At 44.0% G+C, this 11,260-nt stretch carries 9 protein-coding genes; 1 reads left to right on the top strand and 8 read right to left on the bottom strand.

Annotated elements, in window-relative coordinates; all coding sequences use genetic code 11:
* Positions 1-89: 89 nt before the first annotated feature.
* The 5 genes from AACQ21_RS07185 to AACQ21_RS07205 form a co-directional block, all read right to left on the bottom strand.
* Complete coding sequence (locus AACQ21_RS07185; protein ID WP_094124805.1) at positions 90-1,976, bottom strand: methyl-accepting chemotaxis protein; 1,887 nt, start codon at positions 1,974-1,976, stop codon at positions 90-92.
* Positions 1,977-2,302: 326 nt separating this feature from the next.
* Complete coding sequence (locus AACQ21_RS07190; protein WP_013868322.1) at positions 2,303-3,160, bottom strand: hypothetical protein; 858 nt, start codon at positions 3,158-3,160, stop codon at positions 2,303-2,305.
* Positions 3,160-4,023 (bottom strand): ABC transporter ATP-binding protein, encoded by an 864-nt coding sequence (locus AACQ21_RS07195; protein ID WP_105976801.1) that lies wholly within the window; start codon positions 4,021-4,023, stop codon positions 3,160-3,162. The genes AACQ21_RS07190 and AACQ21_RS07195 overlap by 1 nt, the downstream gene beginning before the upstream one ends.
* Positions 4,020-4,391 (bottom strand): GntR family transcriptional regulator, encoded by a 372-nt coding sequence (locus tag AACQ21_RS07200; RefSeq protein ID WP_026028428.1) that lies wholly within the window; start codon positions 4,389-4,391, stop codon positions 4,020-4,022. Before AACQ21_RS07200 ends, AACQ21_RS07195 begins: the two co-directional genes overlap by 4 nt.
* 193 nt (positions 4,392-4,584) lie before the next feature.
* Positions 4,585-7,134: a glycosyl hydrolase family 18 protein gene (locus tag AACQ21_RS07205; RefSeq protein ID WP_105976803.1), complete on the bottom strand. Its 2,550-nt coding sequence runs from the start codon at positions 7,132-7,134 to the stop codon at positions 4,585-4,587.
* Positions 7,135-7,608: 474 nt separating this feature from the next.
* On the opposite strand from AACQ21_RS07205, the gene AACQ21_RS07210 reads away from it, so the two are divergent.
* On the top strand, positions 7,609-8,232 hold the full coding sequence (locus AACQ21_RS07210; protein ID WP_026028160.1) for a DUF2057 family protein: 624 nt from the start codon (positions 7,609-7,611) through the stop codon (positions 8,230-8,232).
* Between the two features lie 64 nt (positions 8,233-8,296).
* Here the strand turns inward: AACQ21_RS07210 and AACQ21_RS07215 are convergent, their stop codons facing one another.
* The 3 genes from AACQ21_RS07215 to AACQ21_RS07225 form a co-directional block, all read right to left on the bottom strand.
* Positions 8,297-9,682, bottom strand: a complete 1,386-nt coding sequence (locus tag AACQ21_RS07215; RefSeq protein WP_017043564.1) for an SLC13 family permease — start codon at positions 9,680-9,682, stop codon at positions 8,297-8,299.
* Positions 9,683-9,877: 195 nt separating this feature from the next.
* A complete protein-coding gene (locus AACQ21_RS07220; RefSeq protein ID WP_017045010.1) occupies positions 9,878-10,735 on the bottom strand; it encodes an alpha/beta fold hydrolase in 858 nt (285 codons plus the stop codon).
* A gap of 148 nt (positions 10,736-10,883) precedes the next feature.
* Positions 10,884-11,260, bottom strand: a 377-nt coding sequence (locus AACQ21_RS07225) for a TetR family transcriptional regulator C-terminal domain-containing protein (RefSeq protein WP_374956402.1), incomplete at its 5' end; no start/stop codon positions are given.

An 11,260-nucleotide genomic window follows, 5' to 3' on the forward strand; every position in this document is an offset into this window, starting at 1 on the left:
CAGACTTGCTTTCTCATTAAGTGAGAAAACATAACAATCTGATCAAAAAAAGGCTCCGCAGAGCCTTTTGAATAAAAAAGAAACAACCGTTACGCTAATTTAAATGTCGCCACTTTTGCACTCAGCTCTTCCGCTTGCTGCTTGAGTTCATTGGATTGGCTCAAGCTATCTTCTGCACCAATGACCAGTTGCTCCGTCACATCCTTGATAGAAGTAACATTTTGTGTAATTTCACTAGTCACATGCGTTTGCTCTTCGGCTGCCGTCGCAATTTGCGTCGCCATATCACTGATCAAGGCAACCGCTGCTTTAATTTCTTCAAGCGCACCGGATGCTTTATCGGCATCTTCCACTGAGTTCTCAGCGAGCGTTGAGCTGCTTTGCATCAACGATACCGCACGTTTAGTGGTTTCTTGCAGGGTATCAATGGTTGATTTTATCTCTTCGGTAGAAGTATGGGTGCGCTGAGAAAGCACACGGACTTCGTCTGCTACCACGGCGAAACCTCGGCCTTGCTCACCGGCTCGCGCAGCTTCAATAGCCGCATTCAGCGCAAGTAAGTTGGTTTGTTCTGCAATGCCTTGAATGGTTGCCAGTACGGTCGAAATCTCTTGCGCGTGTTGGTTTAGTGCGGCAATCACGCCACTGGCCTCACTCACTGATTTTGCCAAGTTATTGATCGAGCCTTTGGTATGAATCACCAAGGCATGTCCATTGTTGGTGCTGGTTGCCGAGTCTTGCGCCGCTTTTGCCGTTTGCTCTGCGTGAGAGGCTATCTCTTGCGTTGCCGACGCCATTTCAGTGACCGCAGTAGCGACCATCACAATTTCTTGCTGCTGGTGACTAAGCTCTGATGCCGATTGATTAGCGCGATGCGCGCCATGTTCTGATTGCGCTTCCAATTGATGAGACTGGTGACGAATATGGCCAATAAGTTGTTGTAAGCTTTCCACAAAGGTATTGAAGTTTCTGGCCAATTCACCTACTTCATCGCTGTTCTCTACTTCAATACGTTGGGTTAAGTCACCACTACCGTTTGCAATTTGTGCCAACGCTTGAGAAACATTATTCAAAGGACGGAACAAAATATTACACAATAAGTTGAACAGCAGAGTACAGAGTATGACCACAACGGCAGTAACAATGAGCTGGCTGAAAGTAGCTTCAGATAAAGGTGCGATGAGCGAATCGTGATTGATGACCACAACAGTACTGAGATTCGTTCCATTGATGCTTCGGGCGTAGAGAACATACTCCTCACCTCGAATATCCACCAATAAATCGCTGCTTTTCGCAATCGCTTGGCGGATATCAGCGAAATTTAAACCTAGATCAGAAACACTTTTATTGAGCAGCTTAGTATCACTATGGGTAAAAATATTGCCTTTATCGTTAGCAATAAACATATACCCCTCACCCGGCAAAATAACTTGCTTCATGCTGTTGAGGATGTCAGTAATTTCTACGTCGGCGCCTAAAACGACTTGTTGGCCATTTAAATTCAGTGCCTTACCTAATGAAACCACATTAGCGCCCGTTGCCGCAGCAACGGTTGGGTTATCCATAAACACTTTTGATGGGTTTGCTTTAGCGTTTGTATACCAGCCCCATTTGCGCGGATCATCGTTCCCCGGCGGCAAGATAACACCATTAGCGTTGTTTTGCGAACCGTCGGGGTAAGCAAGAAATACGTTGTCAAACGCTGCAGAATCTCGAACTTGTTTTAAATGTGTCACGATGGCTTGTTTCTCGGCATCTTGCGACAGCGAGGTTAAAGCACGCTCTTTCGACAGTAACCAGTCCGTCACATACTGGTTATAAGAAGCGGTGGTACTTTGTAATCGTTGTTCAACATCAATATCTAATCGCTCCAGTGCAGCTCGATACGACAATGCTTCAACGAGTAATCCCCCAAGAATAATGGCAGCGCTGGCTGAAATCGCCAGTTTGTTTTTTAACGACATTTTTTTAAACATAGGTAGACCTATTTGTAATAGTAATTTAACTCAAACCGATAGAATTCTCGATCAATTGGACATTATAATTTCAAGCCTCGAAATAAAACTTGAAGCGGTCCACGTCTTTGTCATTGCTCACAAAGGATTACAAAATAGCATAGTGCATTTAACACATTTATATCATGTGAGTCAGAGAGTTGATTACTCATCACTTTGGAACTAACTTCTAATTTTGAGTGAATTTTTCTGGTCTAACCTTTTCTATCCTCACCATAGTAACCGCAGGAAATAGGCGAAAAAAAAGAGAACAAACGCTCTCTTTTTGACCACAATTAACCAGAAACTTATCGGGTCAACAGTGACTTCAATGAAAGTTCATCAGTACTATAGAGCTTGTGGCTAATCCAGTAACTGGCGATACCAATCATGATATACACAAATAAATTACCCCAACCAGCACCTTCAAAAGCCGTGAACATGTTTGAAGAAGTCATTAACTGCAACGGCAAGTTGAAAATCGCGTGGTAAAACTCCCCTACAATGTCAGAATTCAGCATAACAATCGAGATCCATTTAAGCACGAAACCGCCCACGAACATCACAAGGATCGGCGAATTAAATATCTGTGAAATAACTAAAGTAAAGCAGGCTAATGGCAGCATCGTCACAGCAATCACCCACATGATACTGAGGTAATTCAACCAGTGTTGAACGGCATATCCTAGAGAACGTTGTTCAAATAGTAGGGCTAAACGGTTTTCTGTCGCTAAGTTAAGCCCCCACAGCAGAGCGTCCGCACAAATGACTAACACGGAACAGACCACAGGAATTACAAATAAGCCAAACCCCAGTTTCACTATGTGGGTCATATTGTTCGTCACTGGCATGCTGCGCCAGAACATCGAGCTTCCCTCTTTACGCTCCTTGCGGAATGTTCTGGGGAAATAGAGTGAACTGAGCATTAGCGAAATAAAACCAACAAGCATGATGATAAAGGTGTTGAAATCATCCACAAATTCGATATGGACATCACTGATGTCGCCACCAAATTCCATCTCAAAAAACAGGTTGTGTTGCAGTGTATTGTTCATTAACAAACTGATGAACAATAGGGTTCCGCATACCAATAGAAATAAAGGAATACGCGTAACATTTTTGTTTTCAATCAGCTCTTTTTCAAGCATATAAATACTGGGGTGCATTATGCGTTCTCCTTCTGCAAGGCAAGAAATAGTTCAGCAAGTTTTACACTGTAAATAGAACCAAGCCCTTCAACGGCTTGACGGTGTTCTGAAGTCAACAACCACTTTGTTGTTCCCAAGCTTGGCTGAGATGCCAAAGGACAATAGGTTTGGATAACGTCTTGATGTGCGTTACTGGCCTCTAGAACAAAATACCCTTGTGTAATCGCCTCCATTGAGTCTTGCAGCACGACCTTACCTTGCTTCAAGATCAGCACATCCGTTAGCAAATGCTCAATTTCCGAGACTTCATGACTAGCAATAATCAAGGCACGCTCACCATCATGAAACCATTCGAGTAAGTGACGATAGAAGGTATCACGGTAGATTAGGTCCAAACCAAGAGTTGGCTCATCCAAAATCAGCACTTTGGTATCGGTGGCAATCACAATGGCTAAATGCAGTTGTACTTTCATCCCTTTTGATAAGGTACGAATTTTACTTGATAAACGAATGTTGGTTTGTGCAAGGACTTGCGTGGCCTTGTCTAACGAGAAACTGGGATGCACGCCTGACGTATAACGCAAAATTTGTTTAACCGTCATCCAATCTGGCAACACATTGACGTCTGAAATGTAGGAAAGATGCGCCATCACTTGCGCATGTTCCGTAATCGGATTTAAGCCTTGGATCAAAATGTCACCTTGATAATGGTGAGCACCGAGCAACGACTTAATTAAGGTCGACTTGCCCGCACCATTATGTCCGAGCAAACCGAGCACCTGTCCTGCGTAGAGCTTAAAGCTCACATTCTGCAGAGCTTCCGACTCGGCATGCTTTGCGTACTGTTTAGATACACCGTTGACTTCGACTAATGGATTCATTGGTCACCTTCAATATGCTGTTGTAGTTGGTTGATAAAATCCTCAAGCGGCATCGCCAATAGCTTGAGTGTTTGTGCAATTTCTGGGATCTGTTGCTCTAAAAAGTGCTGCTTTTGTTTCGCCTGTAATTGCGCTAGCGCTCCTTTCGCGACATACATACCTTGACCTCGTCTTTTTTCAACAATGCCTTCGTCAACAAGCAGTTGATAGCCTTTCATGACAGTTAAGTGATTGATTTTCATATCTGCCGAAACGGTTCTTACCGAAGGCAACGCACTATCTTCTAGCCAAATACCTTGTAGGATCTGCTCGGTAATTTTGTCGGCTAGCTGACGGAATATGGGTTGGTTATCTTGCCAATCTGTCACAATTTTATACCGATATAGTGTTATACACATATATAACACTAAAGCAAAAATATTGAATTGCAAGTCATGAATGAAAAAACATAGAAAAACGCACAAAAAAGCCTCGTGTGAGAACGAGGCTTGAAGTCATTGTTTGCAATAAAAAGTTTATTAAACCCGTTAGCTCATTGAGGTAGCTGGTTTATTAAAGCAATCAGCTTGTTGGGCAACTCGCAGGGCCAATCTCTTTCCATACTCCCCACACACCAGTAGTCGATGGGTTTTCGCCAGTTGTCCACCACTTGGCTTCCCATACTTTACCAGCCCAAGAAACTTGTTGACCGCCAGTATAAACCGCTGATTTATCCCACAAGTTGCTGCAAGTGTCACCACCACCAGAATCTTTCTTCGCCACGATAACCGATGCACTTGCAGAGGCCGCCGCTTTACCATCACTGACAGTTACAGTGAAGCTTAGCGTGGTGTCTTGTGTATACTCAGGAGCAACAAACGAAACACTCGCACCTTGAATGGTTGCATTTAGGCCTGCAGGTACATCCCATACGAAAGTTAAGGTGTCTTGATCGACGTCACTTGAAGCGGAAGCGTCCACCACCACAACCTCACCAGCACTGGCATTGCTTGGCGCGGCAATCACCGCCACTGGTGGCGTGTTCACAGGCTCAGTTGCTTTAGGTTTGAGCGTTACAGTCACGACATCAGAAGCTGTTGCGCCTTTGTTGTCTGTGACCGTCAACTTGAACGTCAATGTTTGTACTTGTGTGACTTCGGCCGCATCAAAACTGGCTTGTGCCGTATTAGCGTTTGCTAAACTCACTGTCGTACCCGTTGTTTGTTGCCACAGGTAACTGACAATAGTGCCATCACTGTCTTTTGATGCACCGCCATCAAGAACAACACTCACCGGACCAACCACCGATTGATCAACACCTGCATTTGCAGTGGGCACGCGGTTCGCGGGGGGGGTAGTACCTCCTCCTGCTAAGCTTTCATGCATCGCATTTAGGATGTCACCATTATCAGCGTCAATCTCCCAAGAGAACAACCCGGCCAAACCAAGGTTTCGAGCATAGGCGCCCTTGGCTTTGATTGAACGGTTATCGTCAAAAGTAACCAGTTGGCCCGTTGTACGATTCCAAACCCAAGGTGCTTCAGCTTGTGCATCGTATCCATATTCAAAGCCATTAATACCGGTATTATTAGCCCCTAACATGAATGATTTGATGCCTTTATAGTCAATCACACCCGCTTCCCACACGCCTTGCGCGGAAGTGCCTTTCAATTTTCCGTTACCTACCCCTGTCATCGGATCGGTTGGATCACTTAATGAAGCCGGCATCACCCCTTCCCAGCCACGGCCATACATAGCCGCACCTAAGACTAACTTATTAGCAGGGACACCCTGTGCTAGCAGTAACTGGATACCGTTATCCGCCGTATAAGCTGGGCCTTTATAAGGTTCGCCATTTTCATCTACTCCTTTCCCATCACACTGACCAGGGCGCATGAATGATCCGCAGTAAAGCGCGGTTTGGTGGCCTAATACGTTATTCCAACCGCCATAAAAGTCATAAGTCATGGCAAAGATGTAATCCATATATTGAATGGCTTCGCCATAATTAACATCTTCAATCTTGTCATGACCAACACCAATTGCTGACGTGAGCTCATAAGTACGACCAGTTTCCGATTGCAATTCATCAAGCATGGCACGCAGTTCACGCATTAACGCAATGTACGCAGGGCCATCATTGACTGGGTCACCGCGATCCGCTGCTTGACCACCTCCTCCAGGATATTCCCAGTCGATATCAACACCGTCGTAGAATTTCCAAGTGGTTAGGAATTTCTTCACTGAAGCAACAAAAGTATCGCGATTGGCCTTGTTGGTAAAATCAAAAAATGGGTCAGAGAGTGTCCAACCACCAATAGAAGGAAGGATCTTGAGGTCTGGATTACGCTGTTTGAGCGCCATCAACATGGCATAGTTGCCCTTGATCGGAGAGCTGTATTGGTGACCCGCTTGCGGGAAACTCTTTTGATAGGCCGCCCAAGGGTCATGGATCACCACTTCGTAATCATTCACCCCATTACATGCGGTCATCAACGCGTTGTAGCTGTTTCCACCAACGGATTTCAATGATTCGTTAGGGCCACAAATTGGAATGAAGCCGTATAGAATATGCGTCAGATTATCAGCCGGGATGTTATCTACCGTATATTTCCGGTCATAGATGCCCCACTCAACAAAGTAGGTTCCAACCACCGTATCTTTATCGGTCGTGTAAGTCTTGTTATTGGGATCAATATTCATCACCAAAGGTTTGAGATGTGAGCCATCGGTATCGGCAATTGTTATCTCAACGGGTGCACTTTTGCTGCAACCTGTCGCGTCGCAAGCTTCGATTGTCATTTGGTAAACACCACCTTGTGCATAACTGAAGTTTGCGGTGGTTTGGCTGCCAGTGATTGGGCCTGTCGCGACCTGTGCGCCATCAAAATAGATTTTATACGTGTTGCCCGTTGTACCACTCCATTGGTTAAACTTAACGGCAATCGGCGCTTGGTCATAATATTTGACCATTTGGTTATAACCAGCCGTGCTTTCCATGGCTAATTCAACTTTAGAAAACTGTAGATTATTCGACCCATAGACATCGACGCTAGGGGTTGCTGGTGCTGCCATTGCCGTGCCCGAAAGAGCCATTGCAATACTTGCGGCGCACAAAGTAATACGATTCATACCTATATCTCTCATTTCTGAATGTTTCACTTACATTTAAGCAAGCTGCTCTTCTGATAAGGCATTGAAGAACATCCATTTCAGTATTTACAAGACTTATTTTTTTTAGCAAAAAAATAAAAACGCTTTTCGAGTCATCGTTAAAATTTTGTTATGGGGATTCACCGTGTTACATCTTAAAAGCAATTCTGAGTCAGGAATTCAGAATTTTGACAAAGCAAAGCAGGTAAGTTTAATTTTTTACGCTAATTAAGGCCTTTGAAGAAGACTGAATGGCATAATTTAAAATTAAGAGAATGACATTATCACGTGACTAACGATCTGATAATATTGACGAATGCATGACGCATGCCTCGCACTAAAGATGTTACATTTCAATGAAAATTAGTCACTTATGCCGTTGAGAACTTGCTTTTACAACCAACTATCGGCAACCTCTACTCTATTGCTTGCAAGGATAAAATAATGAACCTAATTAAACCGGCTTTATGTACATTAACCATGATCTTTAGTACCTCTGTATTGGCTAATATCACTCTTGAAATTCCAGACACCATTAACTTATTAGCGGTGAATGGTCAGAAGCCCGAAACTTCTGGCAGCCTATTTTCCTCAGCGAAAAGCCTTGAGCTGGCCGATGGTGAACAACAAATCGTCTTCAAATACGCGCCTTATTTTACGCAAGGGAATGACCGCGTGATTATCGAAAGCGATGCAGTCATTGCCACATTCACCGCAAAGGATGCAAAACTGAATTTTGCCATGCCTGAATACCGTGATGCACATCGAGCAGAGAAAGAGATTAAAACAATGCAATGGTCACTGATTGACCAAGCAGGCCAAACACTAGAGATAAAGCAAGATCGCCTTCTTAAAGAAGGGTATCAAGTAGGCCGTGACTATATCCGTGAAGCAAATGACTATAATCGCGCAGGGGGTATTGCGGCTATTGGAATGACGGATGTTGCTATGCTGCAAAATGAACTAGCTCAGTCAGGAAATGTACAAAACGCCGCCGAAGAAATGCTGCATTTTTGGTACAACAAGGCTGATGAGAAAACGAAAGCACGCTTTAAAGAATTCGTTAACCAACAGTAATAACATCTCAATATGAGCTCTCTGAATTGAGAGCTCATTAGTATTGAAGTAGTTTGTGCTTAGCTTACCAGAACAGCATCGCAATCATGGTCAGCAAGCCAATACAAGCAATATTTAACATCATACCCACTCGCATCATCTCACTTTGCTTAATGTGTCCAGAGGCAAACACAATCGCATTGGGTGGCGTCGCAACGGGCAACATAAATGCACAAGAAGCCGCAATAGCAATCAATACAGATAGAATCACGGGTGAGATACCAAAGGCTTCAGCAACACTGGCAAACACCGGAATAAGCAGCGCTGCACTGGCTGTATTACTCGCGAATTCCGTTAGGAACACCACGAAAACAGCAATCACGAATACAATAAAGAACAGACCTAAATGAGAGATCAGGGCACTTAGTTCATTGGCTAGGAAAACGCTGGTTCCCGTTTGCTTAAGTACGTTGCTCAAGCAAATACCGCCACCAAACAGCAGTAATACCCCCCAATCTGCCGTTTTTTCTACATCTTTCCAGTGCACCACTCGGGCAAAATTGACCAAAACAATCGCACCCAGCGCAACCAGAGTATCAAAGCTCGCAAAACCACCCAGCATGGCATTGACTGGTTTGCTAAATATCCAACAAAAAACCGTTAATGCGAAAATACCAAGCGTGACGACTTTACCTTTATCCCAAGTAACAGGTTCATAATTGAGCTCGAACTCTCCATTAAGATCCGGTTTTAATGCGAAATATAAAATAGTAATCGCAATGGGCAGCATAATCGCCGCCGTTGGAGCACCAAATTTCATCCAATCTGTAAATGAAAGACCAACCTCAGCCGCGGCAATCGCGTTAGGAGGGCTTCCTACGATGGTTGCGATACCACCAATGCTGGCGCTGTAAGCAATACCTAACAGCACAAAAACATAGGTCGAATGACCACGGTCTTTATCCACTTTGCTGAGCACTCCAAGCACAAGCGGTAGCATCATCGCAGCGGTGGCGGTGTTACTGATCCACATTGAAAGCGCGGCAGTCACACCAAACAACATGAATACCGCAACGCTCATTTTCCCGCGCGCCATGATAAGAACTTTATCGGCAATAACTTTATCCAGCCCCTGCCGATGCATAGCAGCAGCCAATGCGAATCCACCTAAAAATAGGAAGATAATCGAGTTAGCAAAGTTATTGAGCGCCGTTTGGGTGTTAAAAACACCAAAAACGATGGCCATGATAGGCACAAGAATGGCCGTGACTGTGACGTGTAAAGCTTCCGTTAACCACAGCACAGCAATAAATGCCAGCATACTAATGCCCAAAGCGACATTAGAATCAACAGGCAAGGCATTGTACAGGACAAAAAACAGGACAATATCGGCTAGGATGATAAGGCTGTTGCGGTTAAAAAACCATTCTCGGGTGTTGGAGGGTAAAGGGACACTATCGTTTCTATTCATTATTATTTTTCCTTATGAGGGCCTACTGGCAACAATATGATCACACATATTCAAACAAGGAGATAATAATTATTGCGAAATTGTTAACCTTATCAAGACTATGGTTAACAATTTAACACTTTGAAATAAATGGAAAACTATTGGTTAAATTACGCCCATCAAATTACGGCTTCAAATTAACTTAAAACGAACACCTTAGCATGGTATTCCTGCCAACAAATCAAATCCGGACTTAACTTGTTCACCTTTCATCACACGTCCATGTCCTTGGTTTTGGGTGGTAATAAGTGACACTTTCTCGATTTCTTCTGCCGCTCGCTTTGAAACAGAATATTTGGTGAACTTGTCATTCTCATCGTGAACAATGACGCTGCGAGATTGACGCTGAGCAAGCTTATGGTAAGGATCGATAGATTGAATGGGATAACGATATTGATCGGCAACTTCCGCAACAACGGCCTCAAATAAGCGCATCGAATAGCCAGACCTTGCCACACTGCTGAATAAGTTATCCAAATAATCCAGCACGGGCGCAACCAATAGCATGGGACAATGCTCAATTTTATGATGTCGGCACTCTAATGCGGCGGCCGTCCCCATACTGTGTCCAACGATACCAGCAACATTGTCAATACTATCGAGTATCGCTTCCAACCCTCCAACAAACGCAGGAATGTGACCATACACGCCCTCGCTTTGACCATGTGCTGGGTGATCATAAGCTAATGCCGTATAACCACGTGCCGCAATATGCTCCATCAGTGGATAAAACTGACTTGCCGTGCCAGACCAACCATGAGTCAATAACCAAATGGGACCACTTCCGAGTTGATAAGTCGTCAGAGCCCCTTCAACGCACATTACACGGCCAGTTTTCAGGCCAATTGGCGGCTGGTTTTGAGGCTTACTTCTTGCCGGAGTCAACAATACATTTCGTGCAAATTTTTTGGCATGTGACGGTGCGAGCGTGTGATGAAGACGAGTGCTCATATTGACCAATGTACGTTTCACACTGAATGTGTTTGAGGTGCTGAAATAGATTTTTTCACTCACTGAGTTGCCCTTCCTCTCGATAAAATAGAACGTTCGTACTATTTCTAATTAAAAAATTTTGATTTTGTTAACAATTTGATTTAGTTAAATAAAAGTGCATTTTCGCTGTTGCAGGCTCGTTCTTCTCGCTGTGAAAAGCGAGAATTAGCTAACATTGCTGCTTCACTATATTTCGCCATCGAGACATTAAATCGCCCACGCCTTTCCAAAAATGTTGATAACTTTCCATTTGGCCGTAGATCGAGTAGAACAAATGAGCACTTAAATAGAGTCCATACAACTCATAAGCAGCCTGCTTTACATCCAATTTCGGATGAAACTGTGCGCTATCAACCCCTTTTTGAATTTGAATTTGCAAGTAATGAATCCAAGTCGCGATGGTTTTTTTAAGTACTTTTTGAATTGCACAATCACAAGTTGCGGCATCTTTCCACGCATCTAAAAACATACAACTGCCTTGGAATGAATGATTCCAACCTAACCAGTGCTCTAACAGCACTCGCAATTTAGCTTCGATATTCTCGT

The sequence above is a fragment of the Vibrio sp. V01_P9A10T6 genome (assembly GCF_963877065.1).
In the GTDB taxonomy this organism is placed as follows: domain Bacteria; phylum Pseudomonadota; class Gammaproteobacteria; order Enterobacterales; family Vibrionaceae; genus Vibrio; species Vibrio anguillarum.

Coding starts and splice junctions, on each gene's coding strand:
- AACQ21_RS07185 (WP_094124805.1), bottom strand. CDS start 1,976: ATGTTTAAAAAAATGTCGTTAAAAAACAAACTGGCGATTTCAGCCAGC.
- AACQ21_RS07190 (WP_013868322.1), bottom strand. CDS start 3,160: ATGCACCCCAGTATTTATATGCTTGAAAAAGAGCTGATTGAAAACAAA.
- AACQ21_RS07195 (WP_105976801.1), bottom strand. CDS start 4,023: ATGAATCCATTAGTCGAAGTCAACGGTGTATCTAAACAGTACGCAAAG.
- AACQ21_RS07205 (WP_105976803.1), bottom strand. CDS start 7,134: ATGAATCGTATTACTTTGTGCGCCGCAAGTATTGCAATGGCTCTTTCG.
- AACQ21_RS07215 (WP_017043564.1), bottom strand. CDS start 9,682: ATGAATAGAAACGATAGTGTCCCTTTACCCTCCAACACCCGAGAATGG.